The sequence below is a fragment of the Paenibacillus sp. EKM211P genome, from assembly GCF_011066175.1.
GTDB classification, from domain to species: Bacteria; Bacillota; Bacilli; order Paenibacillales; family Paenibacillaceae; genus Paenibacillus; species Paenibacillus polymyxa.
This window is the reverse complement of the sequence record NZ_JAAMNS010000004.1, coordinates 26,673-46,868: the sequence shown is the minus strand read 5'-3', so window position 1 is coordinate 46,868 and position 20,196 is coordinate 26,673. Positions and strand designations below refer to the sequence as shown.

General features: G+C 45.1%; 10 protein-coding genes. 1 reads left to right on the top strand and 9 read right to left on the bottom strand.

The annotated features are described in order from the left end of the window. Nucleotides 1-326 precede the first annotated feature (326 nt). Nucleotides 327-629: a hypothetical protein gene (locus G9G57_RS08465; RefSeq protein ID WP_013371923.1), complete on the top strand. Its 303-nt coding sequence runs from the start codon at nucleotides 327-329 to the stop codon at nucleotides 627-629. A gap of 77 nt (nucleotides 630-706) precedes the next feature. Here G9G57_RS08465 and G9G57_RS08460 read toward each other — a convergent pair whose 3' ends face one another. The 9 genes from G9G57_RS08460 to G9G57_RS08420 form a co-directional block, all read right to left on the bottom strand. Next, a complete protein-coding gene (locus tag G9G57_RS08460; RefSeq protein WP_102999177.1) occupies nucleotides 707-2,593 on the bottom strand; it encodes an Ig-like domain-containing protein in 1,887 nt (628 codons plus the stop codon). A gap of 120 nt (nucleotides 2,594-2,713) precedes the next feature. Continuing rightward, nucleotides 2,714-3,136: a hypothetical protein gene (locus G9G57_RS08455; RefSeq protein WP_102999178.1), complete on the bottom strand. Its 423-nt coding sequence runs from the start codon at nucleotides 3,134-3,136 to the stop codon at nucleotides 2,714-2,716. 16 nt (nucleotides 3,137-3,152) lie between these two features. Further along, a complete protein-coding gene (locus G9G57_RS08450) occupies nucleotides 3,153-3,821 on the bottom strand; it encodes a uracil-DNA glycosylase (RefSeq protein ID WP_102999179.1) in 669 nt (222 codons plus the stop codon). 259 nt (nucleotides 3,822-4,080) lie between these two features. Further along, on the bottom strand, nucleotides 4,081-4,743 hold the full coding sequence (locus G9G57_RS08445) for an S-layer homology domain-containing protein (protein ID WP_102999180.1): 663 nt from the start codon (nucleotides 4,741-4,743) through the stop codon (nucleotides 4,081-4,083). A gap of 225 nt (nucleotides 4,744-4,968) precedes the next feature. Beyond that, nucleotides 4,969-6,738, bottom strand: coding sequence for an aspartate--tRNA ligase (gene aspS, locus G9G57_RS08440; protein ID WP_164964837.1), 1,770 nt, complete (start codon nucleotides 6,736-6,738; stop codon nucleotides 4,969-4,971). 165 nt (nucleotides 6,739-6,903) lie between these two features. Beyond that, a complete protein-coding gene (gene fabD, locus G9G57_RS08435; protein ID WP_102999182.1) occupies nucleotides 6,904-9,258 on the bottom strand; it encodes an ACP S-malonyltransferase in 2,355 nt (784 codons plus the stop codon). A 31-nt stretch (nucleotides 9,259-9,289) separates the two neighbouring features. Beyond that, nucleotides 9,290-10,243 carry an acyltransferase domain-containing protein gene (locus tag G9G57_RS08430; RefSeq protein ID WP_102999183.1) on the bottom strand — a complete coding sequence of 318 codons (954 nt, stop codon included), beginning with the start codon at nucleotides 10,241-10,243 and terminating at the stop codon, nucleotides 9,290-9,292. Nucleotides 10,244-10,305: 62 nt separating this feature from the next. Next, nucleotides 10,306-11,181, bottom strand: coding sequence for an SDR family NAD(P)-dependent oxidoreductase (locus G9G57_RS08425; protein ID WP_016822429.1), 876 nt, complete (start codon nucleotides 11,179-11,181; stop codon nucleotides 10,306-10,308). A gap of 59 nt (nucleotides 11,182-11,240) precedes the next feature. Then, a complete protein-coding gene (locus tag G9G57_RS08420; protein ID WP_164964836.1) occupies nucleotides 11,241-20,171 on the bottom strand; it encodes a hybrid non-ribosomal peptide synthetase/type I polyketide synthase in 8,931 nt (2,976 codons plus the stop codon). Nucleotides 20,172-20,196: the final 25 nt, after the last annotated feature.

Here is a 20,196-nt window from a genome sequence, read left to right as displayed (position 1 = left end):
GGAGAAGACTAATCAGAATTCCCCAAAATAAACCTTTAAAAAGCTTCATACCATACTGACAACCTTTCCGACTGGGCTTTTTCCCCATTATAGCATGTCAGAAAGACAGCTGTCGCAGCTTGCTCTTACATTGTCTTCGTATCATATATTTTAAATTTTGAAATCACGATACCAAGAAAAAAGCACAAAATTCCGAGATTAGGACTGATCACCATTGAAAATGCAATCATGACATAATAAAAGTCACAATTTAACCGAAATTTAATGAAATTTTTCCGAAAATGATGTATAATTATTGACATAACAAAACGCACGAGGTGATCATCATGGCATTATTAAACAGAGTTAAGGAATTAAAATTACAACTGCCTAACGAGCATCATAGCATTTCACAATACGTGGAGCATGCATTGCATTCGATTGACAGTTTTGTAGAACAACATCGTCAATTTGTAGCTGCTCAAGCTTTATATGGTGAAAAAATCAACGGTACGGAAGAAAGATTATTTCGTGACACAATCGCTGAGATTAAAGCCCAACTAGTAGCTACTCTGGAGAAAACAGTTGAAGATTTCGCGCACAAAGGCGATAAGCACTGGAAAAATCATTATCAGGACGGCGTAGAATAAGCTGAAAATAAAACCCCCGGTCTTTGGACCGGGGGTTTATTTGTTTGGTATACGCCAGATTTGGCAATGTACGTAGACTATTTTAACACTTTGGCAGACGTCGTTACCTTCTTACCACCATAGACTACTTTAATACTGGAGCTTCCGCTATCCAAGGCCTTCACCTGACCAGCTGTAACCTGTACGATCGACGGTTTGGAGGATGTCCACACCGCTGAATTGGTCACATTCGCAGTCGCGCCTGAATCATAAACTGCACTCACGCTAAGCACTTGAGATGAGCCCTTAGGCAGCTTCAGGTTTTTATTGCTCAATACCAGCTTAAGCAACTTAGGTGTAACCTTAATCTCCACGTTAAACGACTTATCCTGGTACGTACCCGTAATGGTTGCTGTTCCAATTCCAACAGCTTTAATGGAAGACCCTTTTACGACCACTACAGAAGCATTCGATGTTGTCCATTTCACTTTACTGCTCAGGGTAACTTTTTTACCATCTGTATAATTGCCGACGACTTTGATGGACTTACTTCCCTTCAAATTCATCTCTGCATTCGAAAAACTTGGTGTCAATGTAGAAATGGCTCCCTCCACAATGACAGGCACTTTCACGTATTTATTCATATACATTGCCTTGATTCCCGAGTTTCCACCACTCACCGCTTTTACTTTGCCATTTCCCACTGTAACTGCGGCTGTTGTAGCTACCCAGCTTACCTGGTTGGTCACATCCAGTACTCCGCCACCAGCCATGTGTGCTTTTACAGTCGGAATACTCGTTTCTTGGCCTGCAACCAATACATATTTTTTCTCAGAAGCCGTCAGCTTAAGAACCTTATATTGTACGGTCACTGGAATGTCCAGCTTGAGCGCACCTACTGTCGCTGTCAATGTTGCACTACCTGGGTTTACTGCTACCAGTTTACCATTTGCAATTTTGACTGCACTCTCACTGCTTAAGCTCCATTTTACATCGGATTGAACTGCTTTTTTGGCTCCATTGACCAAATAAGCAGATATACTCGGAAGAGATGTTTTGCTGCCAGTTTCAAGAGCCAGACTGGCTTTGCTTGAGACCAGTTTTTCGACAGTTGGAAGTACATTAATCTTCAGAGTCTTACTCAAACCATGATAGGAAGCTGTAATCGTCGAATTCCCTACATCCATCGGTGTGATTTTCCCTTGCTCTACAGTGGCAACCAGCGAATTAGAGGAAGTCCATTCTGCTGTGTTGGTCACATCTGTTTTGCCGCCAGTCAGGTTCACATCGGTTGCAGTAACCTGAATGGGGGAGCTACCCATATAGACCGATTTGGAGCCAGTCTCACTCAGTACCAGTGCCTGGGATGAAGAACGAACATACACGATCAATTGTGCATTCAGTCCATCTTTGGCGGCTTTTATATAAGTCACGCCTTTGGCAAGAGGACGTACAAGTCCATTTTCTACGGTAGCAACAGCTTCATTCGTGGATGTCCATTCCACGCCGGACACATTTTCCGTGCCACCTCCGCTAAGCACACCTTGAGCAGTCAGTTGCTTCGATTCTCCGCCAATAGTCAGATTCAGTGGACCCGTCGGATTGAATTGCAGCTTGCTGTAAGGTGATTTTACCGTAATCGTCGTACTTACCGTTTTCTGACCATATGTGGCAACAATCTTAATCTGCCCTTTGGACACTGGGGTAATGAGTCCCTTTTCTACCTTTAAAATACTTGAGTCCCCGGAGATCCATTCAGCTTCTTTGGTTACATCCGTTTTACCAGTCTCCGTCACAGACCACACTTTTAATTGAGCGGGGCTTCCACCCAGATTGATTGTGGTTGGATTTTGACTGTCCCACTGTACTGTGGAGGTCGTTTTCTCCTCAGCCCGGATCAAACCTGCTGGCCATGCTGCGAATACAAACATCAGCAAAGCAAGTAAGAAGGTACTCCGTTTGCTCATACGTTTCATACGCTCCATTCGTTTCTCTCCCTTGGTTTCATTCTATAAAACAGGATATTATTAACAATCCCATTATCTTTTATCGGTAAGCAGCTAACTAAATTGAACCCTTCATCAAAAAAAGGTGAATTATAACAGTTAAAGTTCGCCACGCAGTGACCTCACTACAAATAAATGCTCTGCCTTGGATAAGGTTTGTCCATCCTCAAGAGTCACATGGTCTGCCGAGTGACTAACCAGCTTTACATTATAAGCAATCAGTTGATCATCTCTCCAAATCGTCACCGCCGACTGAAAATGAATGGCATTATCAAACTGTAACGGAACATTCATTACATAACCGAAAGCGTTCAGCCTCGCTGGCTGGCGGCTTTTACGCTCACGTCCCGGAGGAAGCATGGTAATATGCGTAATATTTTCAAAAGGAATAGCCAGCATTTTCGGGCCCAAAATAACGCATTTTCGTACATCATCCCATTTTTCAAGTGTGCCGCGCACCTTCTGGGTATGACCGTTGTTGCCGTGATATAAAATGACCTGACGTCCCTTCCATTGACGCATGTCCTCACCTCCCGTGCTAGCGGTTAGGAATCTCCCACCGAATCGGTTCCATTCCATGCTCTTGCAAAAATGCATTGGTACGTGAAAAAGGCTTGCTGCCAAAAAAACCTCTATGAGCCGCCAATGGACTCGGATGAGCAGATTTCAGCACCAAATGTTTGCTGGTATTCACGAAGCTTGCTTTTTTCTGAGCATGGCTCCCCCACAAAATGAACACTGCCGGCTGTTCACGTTCATTAATCGCTTCAATGACAGCATCCGTGAAACGTTCCCAACCTATTCCCTGATGAGATTGCGGTTGTCCTTCGCGCACGGTCAACACGTTGTTCAGCAGCAGCACACCTTGCTCCGCCCAAGGAACGAGGTATCCCTGATTCGGAATGGGAGTGCCGACATCATCGCGCAGCTCCTTGTATATATTTTGTAGAGACGGCGGTGTACGCACACCGGGTCTAACCGAAAAGCTCAAGCCGTGAGCTTGTCCCTCTCCATGATATGGGTCCTGCCCTAATATAACCGCTTTGGTCAGATGATATGGCGTTAATTTGAGTGCTGAAAACAAATCTTCCTTTGGAGGATATACCTTATGTAACTTGTACTCTCGAGCTAACGTATACCTTAATTCATCAAAGTAAGGCTTTTTGACCTCTTCCCGTAGTACATCATCCCAGTCATTCCCAAACATACTGCTGTCTCCTCTCAATATGTAAATCTGTGAAAGCTGTTAACTTTTGTACAAACAAATAAAGCTGACCCCTCATCCGGAGCCAGCTTATTTATTCGTTACTTGTGTTTCTATGCCGAAGGACCAGAAAAGTATTCTTACGATAGTCAACTACCGCGGGGTCTAAATTCGATTTCCTTATTATAGCATTCACGGTATTGATGTCAAGTAACTGAATGCTTAAATTCCTCAGAAGTAAAGCTCTTTATTGCTGTATTGGTTACGACTTTGGATGAGCATTCAGGTATTCCAATGCATTGTATAACATAACAGCAGCTTCGGCACGTGTAATCGCACTTTTGGGATGGAAATTTCCTTTCCCATCCAGGGCATTGACCTTGTACACTAGCGAGCGTTGAATGCTGCCTTGGTAAGAAGGCTCCAGCTCGCTGTCATCCGCAATATTTGCAGGTGCGATTTTAATCATGGGAAGAGCACCTGCTTTTTCCATGCCCTGAATCAACATGTGAGTGAACTCTTCTTTGGTTAGTGCTTTGGCAGGATTGATTTCTTTTGGAATGTCTACACCGTTATAATACGCGTTAATAAAAGCTTCGGCGTACCAGGCGGTATCCCTAACCTGGGTAAACAGTCCACTCGCCTGCGGCGCCTGGTTCAAATCAATGGCGGCCAAACTAAGCTGAAGTCCGCCCGAGATCAACTGAATGCCTTGGGCAGCGGTTACTTTAGATGAGGGGAGAAACTGCGTGTCAGAGGCACCTTTAAGTAACCCCCGCTCTTTAAGGGATATGATTTTTTCTTTGCCATTTACATGGCCCAAATCCTTGAATTGACTGTCTGCCGCAGACAAATGACCTCCAATCGAGAAGGACAGCAGAGCTATAGTCGTAAGGGCTGCGATTGCACTATTTCTCATGCTCATGTTAAGTTCCACCTTGTAGTTGAATTAGGCCGCTTGGCCGTTAACAACTTCTTGACGTGGTTCACGATAGAAAGGTTGCAGCAGTTGCTACTAACCTAAATTGAACAATCTAAGCTACATAAAAAAACTCTCCTCTGCTTCTAGCAGGGAGAGTTTTTAGCTCACTCAATCGGATTTAATTGCGTGCTGGATTCAGCTTTGCTTGCAGTATCTTGTTGAATCCGTTCATTCTGTTTGTGGCTTGGCATTTGCCAATTTTATATGAACATCTCTCAATTGTTTGTCAGTAACCTCTGAAGGGGCTCCCATTAATACATCCTGTGCTTTACTGTTCATTGGAAAAGCAATAACCTCTCGAATATTCGATTCATTTGCAAGGATCATTACAATCCTATCAATTCCAGGTGCTATACCTGCGTGAGGGGGTGCCCCAAATTGAAAAGCATTAAAGAGTGCAGGAAATTTACTCTTGATCTCTTCATATGTATAACCTGCAATCTCAAAGGCTTTTACCATAATCTCTGTATCGTGGTTACGGACAGCCCCCGAGGACAATTCAATTCCATTACATACAATATCATATTGGTACGCCAGGATATCCAGAGGGTTCATATTTAGCAGCGCCTCCATACCGCCTTGCGGCATTGAAAACGGATTATGGCTAAACTCTATTTTTTGAGTATCAGGGTCCAATTCAAACATGGGGAAATCAACGATCCAGCAAAACCTAAACGTATCCTTTTCCAATAAATCCAGCCTTTTGCCTAATTGGTTTCGGACAGCGCCAGCTATTTTTTCGACATTTTTAAGCTCATCGGCAGCAAAAAACAGTGCATATCCCGGACCAGCTTGCGTTACATTGATCAGTTCGTTCTTTACCTTCTCCGGTATAAACTTTGCAATCGAGCCGCTGAGAGACATATCATCATTAAACTTAATCCATGAAAGACCTTTCGCTCCAGCTTCAGCAGCAAAGTTTACCATGTCGTCGTAAAAGCTTCTTGGCTGCCCTCCACAATCAGGAACAGCAATAACCCTTATCGTCTTATTGTTAAACACTTTAAAATCACTCTCTGCAAAAAGCTCTGTAACATCATGGACAATTAATGGATTCCTTAAATCAGGTTTATCGCTCCCATATTTAAGCATGGCTTCTTGATAGGGAATTCTACTAAAAGGCTTTGAAATTTTAAAATGTGTAAATTCTGAAAAAACTTCATACAGCATATTTTCAACTACATTAAAAACATCTTCCTGTGTAGCAAAAGCCATTTCCAAATCCAGCTGATAAAACTCACCGGGTGATCTGTCTGCTCTTGCATCCTCATCTCTAAAGCACGGAGCAATTTGAAAATATTTATCAAAGCCGGAGACCATTAATAGTTGTTTGAATTGTTGAGGTGCCTGAGGCAAGGCATAAAATTGACCTGGATGCACTCTACTAGGAACTAAATAGTCTCTGGCGCCCTCTGGAGATGAACTTGTCAGAATCGGTGTCTGAATCTCTAAAAAATCCAAATCAATCATCTTTTTTCGGATACTTTGAATGACTTTAGAGCGAAGTACAATATTATCATGTAGATTTTCATTGCGCAGATCCAGGAAACGATACTTTAATCTTAAATCTTCCCGGGCTTCATGTGCTGAAGATACTTCAAAAGGCAATGGGTTCATGACCTTCCCTAACACTTCTATCTCCTTGGCAACGACTTCAATATATCCGGTTTTCATTTGGGGACTGATCGTGCTTGCGGACCTGTGACATACAGTTCCTACGACAGAAATGGTTGATTCCCTGCTGATCTTGGATACGAAATCCTTTAATTCATTAGGATCAGAGACAACGATTTGCGTAACCCCATAATGATCCCTAAGGTCAATAAAAACAATCCCACCGAGGTTACGAATATTTTTAACCCAGCCTGCAATTCTCACGATTTCCCCGACATGCGTCTGATTCAGCTCTCCACAGTTATGAGTTCTATATCTATGCACGAAAACACCCTCTTTCTTTTACCCTAATATCTAAATGGTTTCAATGATGTAACCCATGGTCTGTTGCAGGTATTGTCATTCAATTTTGTATGAATCCCGCCATGGGCTTATTCGGTTAGAACATGCTAACTTTATTATTAGCTTCCCGCCATTACTTGATTTCAACTAGACTGTAAGGAGACTAGCAGTTAATGCTGTAAATCTTTCATTCAGGTGCTCTGCAGTCTCAACCATTATTTTTTGTCCTATATCGTCAACATGTCTATTCTTCCAATTCTCAAGATCTGTCCCCTTAACCCATTGATTAAAAGCGCCGAGGGCTGGCCCGCAGTGTACTTGAAAATCGACCCTATTGTTTTTGTCGCCATTAATGGCAAGTCGAGTAGAATAAGTAAAGTACCATCTAAATATCAAGGCCATCTTCCGTTTCGGGATTCTTTCAGCTTTTTCAATGATTTCAGGCGGGTAATAAGCTTTAATATCTTCGTAGACTTGTTCAATACTCTTCTTAAAATATTTTTCTTCAATATATTGTTTTGTTTCTCTATCAATTTCATCTATGGAATTATAATTACGGTAAAGGTCATATAATTTATTCGCCCTGGCTGGGAAAAACACTCCTTTTTTCATAACCTGAACTTTTGCGCCCATTTCAAACATATCCCCTGCTGGAGCGTAGTCCGTATCCTGAATGTTTAACTGCTGAAGCAAATCTTTTACTTCATCACTCGTCCCTGCTTCAACTGTGCACTGATTGATTGAACCCGTCATGATAAAATCAGCACCCAGTATAAACGCCGCCGCTGCAGCTTGTGGAGTCCCTATTCCCCCGGCTGCCCCTACCCTTATACTTTTATTGTATTTATACTTTCGAATCGCTTCATCCCTCATCTGAAGCATCAGCGGGACCAATACATAAGCAACTGCATGGTCAGTATGCCCACCTGAGTCAGCCTCGACGCACAAATCATCTACCATGGGAATTTCCATCCCCATCATCGCTTCTTCCCGGCTGATCCTATTTTCCGCCAGCAGCTTATTGATAATATTCTGAGGCGCAGGACTCAGGAAGGCTTCAACAACCTCTGGCCTGGATACTTTCGCAATAATTCTGTTCTGTGGCGTAACATTTCCCTGTGCATTCCGTCTCAGCCCCTTCAGCCTGTACCTAACCAAAGAAGGTGTGATACTCATAAACGCAGAGGCTTCAATATTTCTAACACCGTATTTTATGTACAAATCAACGATGTTATTTTCTATGTCTGGGTGGTCCGGCACATGAATCAGATTCATTCCATAGGCTTCGCCATGGTTCAATTGCTTCTGAATATACTTTATGGTTTCCTCCAGAGCATCCATCTTCACTCCCCCAGCTCCAAAAAATGCCATCATTCCTGCCTTTCCTGCTGTTACGACCATCTCTTTTGAAGAGATTCCCTTGTACATAGAGCCTATAAGATACGCATACTTAATTCCGTAATCTTGTTTAAATTCGCTATGCCCAAGAGACTCTGCCGTAAATCGTTTGCTGGATTCCAGTACGTCATGACCGGATTTTGTTCTGGGAGCCAGTCGCTTTTCGAATATCGATTCATCATTTCTCAACGTATCCTTCGACATCCTCTTCTGTACCTGTTCGTTTCGGTCTTCAACCTCTGTCACGATCAATGGCTCGGCTTCTCGTTGTATGGCATTAACCAATCCTGCCACAACATTTCCAGGCCCGATTTGGATAAACTGGGTTACACTTTTACCCATCAGATACCGTATACTCTCCGACCACTTGACCGGGCTTACAATCTGGTTGATCAGCGTGCTTCTTAAGTCCTGCTGCTTGTAGGGTCTGGCATGGACATTGGAAATAACGGGTATTTTGATGTTCGAGAATTCAAATGGCGCCGCATAGGCCTCAAATTTCTGTTTGGCATTTTCCATATACCTGGAGTGAAATGCTCCACTTACATTCAAAACCACATAATTTCGGGCTCCTGCATCTTCAAAAATCGGTTTCGCCTGCTCAATCAGTTCCTTTGGCCCTGAAATGACAATCTGGCTGGGCGAATTATAGTTGGCAACATCGAGCTCTATTAATTTATTTTTCTCCATTACTTCCCGAAACACTTCTTCTTTCAAGCCTAAAACTGCCGCCATTCCGCCACCAGTAGCCCGAGCCATCAGCTCTCCTCTTTTTTGGACCAGCTTCAAGCCGGTTTCAAAATCAAACGCTTCCGCGGCAAATAAAGCATTATATTCACCCAAGCTATGTCCTGCAACATAATCGGGTTTTCTTCCGGTCTCTCTTATTTTTTTCAGATAGCTTAAAGCGTTTACGACGAATAGGGCTGGCTGGGTAAAATCCGTTTGCCCGAGCTGGTTGGCAGGGTCTTCAAGGCACAGCTTCTGGATAGAATAACCAAGAACTGCATCCGCTTTGGCAACCAATTCTGGAAATTCATCAAACAGTCCTTCGCCCATACCTTTTACTTGAGCTCCTTGTCCAGGGAACAGATATGCGATCATTGATTTCCTCCTTGTTAGTAATGGATGCATATTAGGCAAATATTTCGAACAGACGATCCAAATTTTTTATGTCCTGTTGAAAAGGGGAGAGAATAGAACAGACGCTTGCCTTTTTCTTGGGGCCAAAATTATACTGTACAAAATTAGCAAGCGTGCCCGAGGGACCGAGATCAATATAGACAACCCCGTCCCTGTCTCCCAGACACTTTAGAGCGCTCTGAAATTGCATAGGCTTTCTAGTAACATCCCAAAGAAAACGGTTGTCAAGCCATGTCGTCTTCCCGCCGTACATAGATGAAACCATATTTATTTTAGGGCTTCTTATGGTCATGAGCTTTAAAAATTCCGTATATTCCAATGCGATTGGGTCCATTAAGGAAGCATGAAAAGCATAGTGTACTGGCAGTCTTTGACAGATCATCTCATTTGCCTTCAAATAGTGTTCAATCTCTGACAGACCCTCGCAGCTGCCTGAAATAACAAAATGCGAGTCAAAGTTGATGGATGCCAGCTCTGAGTTGGTATTCAATATGGGTACTTCATCATACAGACCGGGATCGCCAATGACGGCCATCATGCCCCCTTTCGGACAGTACGTCTCCACCAGCTGTGCTTGCTTGATAATGCATTGAAGTGTGTCCTCATAGCTCATGCAGTCAGCCACAGCAACAGAAACAGACTCACCCAGGCTAGAGCCTAAAACATAATCAGGGTAAATTCCCTTTACCAATAACACCTGTGTGAGCGCATATTCAACCATAAAAATGGCAGGATGAGTATATAGCAGGTTGTCAAACTCTTCTCCCCTGCGACGCGTGTCATCGTACAGCGTTTTTAATACAGACCTGCCTGTAACATCCATATGAATCTCATCCAACCTGGTCATCCATGTTCGGAAAACCGGGTTGGACATATATAATTCCTTTCCCATACCGTAGTATTGCGAACCTTGACCTGAAAACATAAAAACCACTGATCTGTCCATCCGAGTAACCCCCACAACGTATTGATCAGACTCGCCTAAGCAGTTCCTCTATCATTCACAGTTCATAACAAATTGCGCACTAATTGCATTTGGGATGCCGTAGGATTACTTTCATTAAGGACATTCTCCATATGCTGCCTGATTGCAGGTTTGAATTTCGGTTCTGTGATGATATATAGCTGCCCTTTTCGGATGCCCTCAAAAATTTGATGGGCCACATCCTCTGGAAGTATGCCATTTTGGACAGCCTTGCGAGCCAATTCGGTAATGACTTGTCTTTCGGGCGGAAGATTTCCACTCCCATCTGGCTTACGCAGCTCTGTCGGGCGGTTTCGCTCTGCGTCCATAATTTGAGTACGGACGAATCCCGGACACACAACCGACACTCCCACATTAGAACCGATCAATCTTAGCTCTTGGTATAGCGTTTCAGACAGGCTTAAAACGGCATGCTTTGACGCGCTGTATATTCCATTTCCAGGACCGGACAGCAGACCAGCAATCGATGCTGTATTTACAATATGGCATGGAGTTTTTTGTTTCACCATAATAGGAACAAAAATTTCGGTAGCAAACAGAATTCCCCAAATGTTTACGTTAATTACCCACTGCCAATCTGCCACAGTATTCTCCCATAATAAGCGGCCTGTGCCGGCATCCACACCTGCATTATTGAACAAAAGATGCACAGCACCAAAGGTCTGAACTGTTTTTTGCGCTAATAAACGAATATCAGCTTCTTTGGAAATATCGGTCACAACAGATAGTGTAGCTGCGCCCATTTCTTGCAATTCTCGTTCAGTCCTTAGAAGAGCCCCCTCCTCAATATCCGCCAGAACAACCTTCATCCCTTCATTGACACATCGGTCTGCAATAGCTCGGCCAATTCCGCTGGCAGCTCCCGTAATCACAGCTACCTTATCTTTAAACTCCCTCATGTTTACCTCCGGAATATTCGTATTTTTCGTTAGACAGGGTTTTGTTCCCCAATGTGTGCTCAGAAAGGAGAAGTCGGTAAGGGAATTCTACGAACAGTGTGTCCCTCATGGAGCGCCTCCCACGTAATCCTGCCTCCCTGGGTCCAATACATCGCAATATTTTCCAGATTTCTCTCCTCTAGAAGTATTTGAGAAACTTTCTCGCCTACTTTTCCTGACAGAAGTGCACTTGTATTTGAATCTTCTCCGCCTTCTCCGATAAATACTGGAATAGATGCTCTCTCCGGCTCGTTGCCCTGGCCGACTGACTCGATAAGCTCTCTAAGACCAGTTCGCAATTCCTCCCGTGAGCTCGCTACGATTGCCGCCCGGCACTTCATCGCTTCACGGCCTGTCTGAAGGGTGAAAGCAATATCATGTAAGGAAAGCTCGTGCTGCTGCTCTACATATTCAAGTAATTGACTCGCAAGCGCATTTAGTCGCTCCCAGTTTATGTCTGAGAGAATCACTACTTCTGTCTGATCTGCCCCTTGCAACTGGACAGCTTCTTTTGGCGAAGGGATGTATTCTTCCAGAATAAAATGAACATTCGATCCCCCAGCACCGAAGGAGCTTACTGTTGCCCGTAGCGGAAATTCCCGCTCTTCTCCCTCCAGCTCTATTACAGGCCGCTTCCATTCCTGAAGCTCCCGCTGCAAATAAAATGGAGTATTGCTGAACGTAAGATTAGGATTCAGCTTTTCCGCTTTAATGGTGGGAACCAGCTTTCGATGCCACAATTGCAATATGGTCTTGGTAAGCTGCGATATCCCTGAGGCCGCTTCTGCATGGCCTATATTGGATTTAACCGAACCCATGGCACAAAAGTGCTGCTCATCCGTAAATTTCTGGAAAGATTTTTTCAAGGCGACTAGCTCAATTGGGTCTCCCAATGTAGATCCATTGGCTGCTGCCTCTACATAGCTGACTGTCCGAGGATGAATGCCAGCTTTCAAAAAGTTCTCTTCAACAAGTTGTGCCTGTGCATTGGGATTGGGGACCGTGTACCCATTGCTGTGTCCTCCATGATTAGTGGCCGTAGATTTGATGACTGCTAAAATGCAGTCTCCATCCTCCTCTGCCTTATGAAGCGGCTTTAAGAGAACTGCCCCAACACCTTCAGCAGGAAGATATCCGTCTCCATCCGCAAAGCTTCGACTTTCTTCATGGCTTCCGATCAATTGGTTCTGGCTGGATTCAATATACTTTTTGGGGCTTGTCAACAGATTCCCACCGCCAGCTACTGCGATTTGACACTCACCTCTGATCAGGCTTTCACATGCCATATGGACAGCCACAGCAGAGGAAGAGCTCATCGTATCAATGGATATGCTCGGTCCCTGGAAATTGAAATAATGCGACATGGGGTTGGCGACGGCAACAGAACCAAAGGATGTGATCCGAGGGGCATCCGTATTTGTATCACAGGTGCAGTATTTATGATACGTAGCACCAACGTAGACCCCAACCTTGGATTGGTGTTTTTTCTGTAGCATCTCTCGCGTATATCCCGCACTTTCCAGCAGGCTCCATATCATTTCCAGGAAAAGCTGTTCCATAGGGTCCATCAAACTCACCTCATAAGGAGTGAGGTGAAAGAAAGAAGAATCCAACGGATTTATTCTGTTTAGGAAGCCCCCCCACTTGCAGTAGGTTTTTCCCGGTTTATTTCTTTCTTTATCAAAGTAAAGATCGTGATCCCAGCGATCTTTGGGAACTTCGGTAATGCAGTCCTTGCCCTCTTGGAGATTTCTCCAGAATTCTTGAATATTTTCCGCTCCAGGATATTTTCCAGACATCCCGATGACAGCAATGTCCATCGCTCCTGTTTCTGTTTTTGTTTCTATTTTTGTTTCTATTTTTGTTTCCGTTTCTTTTGCCTCCTCCTTAGGCTCTACTCGCACTGACGAAATAGGTGAGTGCCGAAATAAAGGAGAGGGCGCTTTTGCATGTTCTACGATGCCGATGGATTTCGTGCTAGCTGCCGCGACTAGCTCTTGCTCAGCACCAAACAAAGCGTTCAATTCGTCCCGATGAGATTCCAAGAAGTAATCCGTTAAACTCTGGATATTCGGATATTCAAACAGTAAGGTTCTGGACAGTGATCCAAACGTTTCTTCCAACTGATCGGTTATTTCCATAGACTTTATGGAGTCAACCCCATAGTTTTCTAAGTTTTTATCCTCTTCAATGCGCTGTTCCGGCAGTCCAGTGGATGAGGAAAGTAAGCCCTTTAGATAACCTGTTATCTGATCACGCAACCGCTCTTCTCCAACCAGGGATTTTGTCTCATTGGCTACGGAAGCCGTGTCAGCTATTGCACTTACAGTCGCTACCTGATCCAGACCAAACAAAGTGCTTAATTCGTCTCGGTGAGATTCTAGAAAATATTCGGTTAAGCTTCGGATATTCGGATATTCAAACAGTAAGGTTCTGGACAGCGATCCAAACGTTTCTTCCAGCTGATCGGTTATTTCCATAGACTTTATGGAGTCAACTCCATAGTTTTCCAGATTTTTATCCTCTTCAATGCGCTGTTCCGGCAGTCCGGTAGACGAAGAAAGCAAGCCTTTTAGATAACTTGTCACCTGATCACGCAACTGTTCTTCTCCTGGTCGAAGTTCTGTATCCATTGCTGTCGTAGCGGTGGTGGCTTTTACACCTACAGTTACTGCCTGCTCCAGACCAAACAGAGCGATTAATTCGTCTCGATGAGATTCCAGAAAATACTCGGTTAAGCTCCGGATATTCGGATATTCAAAAAATATCGTCTTCGACACCTGATCGAACGTTTTCTCCAACTGGTCAGTCAGTTCCATGGACTTGATAGAATCCACCCCGTAATTTTCCAACGGCGCATCCTCTTCAATTCGATATGCAGGCAGTTCGATTGACGAAGACAACAAAGTCTTCAAGTAATGGGCCGTCTTTTCACGCAGCAGATGTTCATCTTGGACGGACACTGTCTTATTTTCTGAGAAAGGAGCGATGTTGTCTTCTGATCCGAGTCTCTGATCTCGGGCTGCTTCTCCGCTGTCTTCAAGCTGTCCTTCCATAACCATCATTCTGCTGATCAGTTCAATGTCTCCTTCTACCACCATCGCTTGATTCGATATGCAGGCTATACTTTGATACAACGCACGAATACCAGTCTCTGTCCTCATCGCATACATGCCTACATTCTGCAAAGCTTTTTCCGTCTCCTGGTCAGGTCGCATTCCGCCGTCTTTCCATAACGGCCAATTGATCGACAGCGTTTTGCCCATACGCTCCCAGGAGGATACCAAAGTATTACGATACCAAGCATAGGCATCCATGAACGCATTCGCGGTGGCATAGTCAGACTGACCCGCATTTCCGCCCACTCCGGCAGCTGATGAGAAAAGAATAAAGAAATCTAGGGGCATGTCCTTACTGGCCTGATCCAAATTGGCTAGTCCGACCACCTTCGGTGCCAGAACTTCCCTGAATTCTGCGCTCGTCTTTTTGATAATATAGTTATCTTTGTTGATTCCAGCACTGTGCAGAATGCCGTTAATTCCGCCGTATGCCATTTGGATGTCCTCAATCAGGCCAACCACCGCTGCCTTCTGCGTGACATCCACCTGTCTGTATTCCACCTTGGCGCCCAAAGCCTTCAATTCTTCCAATTGGGCCAGCTTGTCCTCGGTCAGCAGGGACCGCCCAGTCAGAATCAAGGTTGCTTCCCTGGTCTGGCGCGCAATTTCTTTGGCAAAAATTAGACCCAGGCCCTTGGCACCTCCAGTAAGCAGGTAAACCCCATGATCTTTCCATGGAATTTGTGGTGTCGCTGGCATTTCAACCTTGTTCCAGGCAGGAATCCAACGTTTACCTTCTACAAAACGGATGCGGCTGTCCTCTGGACGCTGACTGCTCGACCTTAATATTTCAATGAGTCCTTCATTTTTTTCCGTTTCCCCTACTTCAATCAGTTGCCCATAGAACTTTGGATTTTCCTTATGAGCCGTTTTGAGTATGCCGCACAGCCCGGAGAAAAGTAGCTTCTCATTTCCAGACATCGTTACCATTTGTACCAGCACTTTGCCTTTAGGCTTGTCAATTAGGATGCCTTGTATTTTCTCAAAAACCTGAACGGCATATGTTTCAAAGCGTCGGTCGACCTCTTCCATGCGGGCCTGTAGGGTGATGCATTCCACGCCTGTCAAGGAGGCCTCGACATGTACCGCAGCTATGGCATCTGTCTCACAAAGTATGACCACATGCCGTTCGTAGTCGGTTGCTATGGTTTCCTTATTAGCCGCCTGTTCTTTCCAGAATGGCTGTAGCATCATTGCACCGAGCGGTTGCTCACAAGTCTCCGCTTCCTTATAGGAGACCCCTTTTATGCGCACACAGATTCTGCCTGCCTCGTCGCACAAATCAATATCATACTTGTGCATCTTATGATTAATCTGATTTCCTCTTCCATGCCTTACTAACGCCCACATTTTGCTCGGACATTCCTGAAATATTTGAAGCTTATCTATCGCAGTCGGCAGTATTTTTTTCCGAGAATCAATGCCATTGAACTGCATAACATTTTCATTATTCGAAAGCAGGTATAACGGCAATTGCAGGGCAGCACTTGTCATGAAGGGATGCACAACAAATAGGCCCCCAGTATTCGCAATACCGGAAGGCAGTGATAGCTTGGCCAACACCAAACCCTGACCTATATAAACTTGCTCAGCGGACTGGAATTCCGAATCGTAGTTGGCTCCAGTCGTGCGCAGTGCTTCATCGTCTCTCCTAAGTGAAATATGATCAATGCACTCCATCTGCAAAGCCTGAATATCTAATGTTTCCGTTCTATTTAAAGCCTCCAGCTCGGCACTTCCCTCGCTGTGTAAGACAGGATCTCCTGCTTCGGTTCGTATGCTGTAAATTTTGAAGCCAATTCCACCTTGATCTCCCGGAAAGAGTCCTATATGTATTTCCGGCTGATCTCCTATGACAGGAGCATGTGTCCATACCATGTCTGTGAGTGTGATGCCTGCCTGACCCTTCTCCTGAACTGTTAACGATTGTTCAACCGCTGCCCGCGCCATTTCAAGACATGCTCCATCCGACAGGACAAGTCTTCCATCAACGCCGGAGTTATTCAGATAAAACTCCTGACCGTTGAAGATTGAGCTGAATCTTTGCTCAGAAAGAACGGAGGTATTGTGATGCAGTAAGGGGTGCAGATATGCCGGAGTGACGCCAGCGGGCTTTTCTTCATCTACTGATATCCAGTAGCGTTCCCTAGCAAAGGGATACGTGGGCAAACTGATGCGGAAAGGCTGGACATCACTGTAAAGTCTGTTCCAGTCAATGTGCACACCCTTGACCCACAATTCCGAAAGCCTGCCGTATTTCTCTGCTAGATTCCAGGCATCAGAGGATTCATCCAGCGCTTCTTCCTGCTTAACGACATCTAAACTCTCCTTATCTCGTTTAGCCTGTCCCCGATAAAGCTGTACAATATTCTGCCTTCCCCCAATAAATTCCTGCAGCTTGTTTCTAAGTTCCTCCACTGACTGAACGACCACGGCAAGGCGCTCTTCCATCGCCTCACGCCCTATCTGCAAGGTGTAAGCCACATTTATCAGGTCATTATCCGCGAAGTCATTTTTATCCATTGCAGCAGTCAATTGAACAGCCTGCTCTTTCAATGCTTCATTACTTTTTGCCGACAATACGATGACAACTGGCCTTTGTCGAGTAGAGGCAGCCTGTTCTGCTGGAATGTATTCTTCAAGAACGATATGGGCATTAGATCCTCCGGCTCCAAAGGAAGATATTCCTGCAATTCTCGGGTATTCCCGTTGCTCGCCGTTTTCCTCCAGAATCGGACGTTTCCATTCAGCAAGTCCCTGCTGAACTGTAAATGGCGTTTTGGAAAAATTTATATTGGGATTCAATACTTTGGCATGCAGACTTGGGACAATTTTCTGATTTTTCATTTGCAGAATAATTTTAGCGACACCCGCAATCCCTGCGGCCGCCTCCAAATGGCCTATGTTTGATTTTACCGAGCCAATCGCACAGAACCCTGTATCCTGTGTATCCTTCTTGAAAGCCTGGGTAAGTCCGGTAATTTCAATAGGATCACCAAGCTCTGTCCCTGTTCCGTGGGCTTCAATATAACTGACTGTTCGAGCATTAACGCCTGCTTTATCCAAAGCCTCTCGGATCAATTCTCCTTGTGCTACCGGATTAGGAACGGTATACCCGTTTGTTTTTCCGCCATGATTGATACTAGTTGCGCGAATAACTGCATAAATATGGTCCTTGTCGGCAATGGCCCGAGATAAAGGTTTGAGCAGCACAACGCCCGCACCTTCACCAGGGACAAATCCATTCCCCCCTTCGCCAAAGCTCTTGCACCGTCCCTCTGGCGATAGCATTCGCATTGTGCTTAGAAAAACATAGTTGGAAGGATGAAGATATAAGTTAACTCCACCTGCAATGGCAATCTCGCATTCTCCGTTATGAATATGCTCACAGGCCTCATGGATTGCAGTTAATGACGAGGAGCACATGGTATCGACCGAAAAGCTCGGCCCCTTCAAATTCAAGAGATACGATATTCGATTGGCTACCGAACTGAACGATGTGCGAGGAAAGATCGGTTTGCCTTGCTCCCACAGCTTGGGCCCGTATAAATTGAAGCCTGTTGCGGTAATGCCTGCAAAGACGCCGATTCGCCCATTGTATTGCACTGCAAGCTGATCTCTGCTATATCCAGCATCCTCGAAGGTCTTCCAGCATTCTTCCAGGAATATCCGTTCCTGAGGGTCCATACTCATCGCTTCCCGGGGCGATATATTGAAGAAAAGAGGATCAAAATCTGCGAAATCCTCTACAAATCCCCCATATTTGCTATAGCTTTTGCCCTTCTCCACAGCTTCCTTGATGTCAGGAGAATAAAATCCTTCCCTCTTCCAGCGATCCGCAGGGACCTCTGTAATACAATCTTTGCCCTGTTGTAAATTGCTCCAGTATTCTTCCATATTTTTTGCTTGTGGAAATCGTCCGCTCATGCCAATAATGGCTATTTGCTCGTGTTTCGCACTGCCTGTGTCTATAGCTGCGCTGCTGATACGTTGGTTTTCTTCCTTTGGCAGAGTCGGCAATGATAATTCGCTATTAACATGCAAGGATGCAGGGACGAAGTTTTCTTCCGGCTCCAGCCGTCTGCCAAGTCCTGTCCACCGTACGCATTCCTCATAGTAGTCAGCAATAAAATATTTCGCTACCGCTTCCAACGTCTGATATTCAAAAAACAGGGTCATCGAGATTTCACCAAAAACTCCCTGAAGCTTTTGATTGAGCCTTGTAATCATGATGGAGTCTATGCCGTAGCTCTCCAAAGGCTCACTGACATCAATCTTTTCAATGCTCAGCTTAGTCACTTCTCCAAACAACACTTTAAGCTGGTACAAGGTTTTTTCCAGAAGTAGCTCAGGCTTTATTGGTGAAGAAGCTATTTCTTCAACGTATACTTTCTCCTGTGGCTGAGGCTCCAATAGATGCTTCCGCAATCTGGACAAATCCCCCTCTATCACCAGCACCTGCTTCTGGCCAGAGGCCAAACTGTCATATAAAGCCTTAACGCCGTTTGAAGTTTGCATGGCCACCATGCCAATACTTTGCCAAACCCTCTCCGTTTCAGCATCCGCATGCATTCCTCCCTCCTTCCAGAGAGGCCAATTGACAGACAGCGTCTGCCCTTTGCGCTCCTTGGAAGAGACGAGGCTGTTTCGATATAAGGCATAGGCATCCATAAACGCATTTGCTGCGGCATAGTCGGCCTGACCAGGATTGCCCATAATCCCTGCGATGGAAGAGAAGAAAATGAAGAAATCAAGATCTAGCTCCTTCGTCGCCTGATCCAAGTTGACCACCCCGGCTACTTTGGGCGCCATTACTTCCTTGAACTCTTCCTGTGTCTTATGAATCATAAAACGATCCTGTATCACCCCTGCGCTATGGAGGATGCCATCAAGCCCCCCGTGCTCCTCTCGGATCTTTAGGAGCAGTTGCGAGACCTCTTCCTTTCGGGATACATCCGCTCGTTTGTACTCTACGCGGGCTCCCAGCGCCTTCAACTCCTCCAGTATGACCTGCTTGCCTTCATCAAGCATGGAACGTCCTACAAGGACTAGCGTAGCTTCTCGGACTCGCCGGGCGATATCTCTCGCCAAAACAAGCCCTAAACCTCCTGCACCGCCCGTAATCAAATAAATCCCCTGATCCTTCCAGGGCACTCTTCCCGGAGTTTCAGGGGCTTTCATTTCATTCCAGCTGAGAATCAGACGTTTACCGTTCTCATACCGTATCCTTTTGTCTTTGGGGTATTGACTGTTCTCTTTCAATTTCTCAACGATCTCTTCCAAACCTGTAGCTTCCAATTCAACAAATTGCCCTACGATTTTTGGATTTTCTTTTTCGGCTGTTTGCAGCAATCCCAAAAGCCCAGCAAAGAGCTGCTGCCCGGTTTGTGAAGAAGCAGCAATCTGTACCAACACGCTGTCTCTCAAGTTCTCTTTGAGGAGCATTTGCACTTCTGCAAGCAGTTGAAGGGCATAGCCCTGAAAGCGTTCATCCATGCCGGTCAAACCGGCATGGAGCTTGATGCATCGGGTTCCTTTCATGAGCGCTTCAATACTTCGCTCTGAGATATGATCAAGTTCACAAAGCACCACCAGGTGCTGGCTACATTCATGAAGAGTCGCTTTTTGGAGCGCAGCTTGCTCTTTCCATGAAGGCTCAAGCATAAGGACTCCTGTATCGGCCAGAGCCCCCTCCGTGTTCCCTGCTCTGCTGTGCAGAGTTCCATCTGAAGCCATTTGAGCTTGTATTTGGCGTATTCTGAGGAGAGCCTCCTCTTTCTGCATCCGTCCGCTTTTTACCTCACCCAGAATAGTTTGAAAAAAGTCCTTCATCTTCGATTGCCTCCCAGCATGTAGA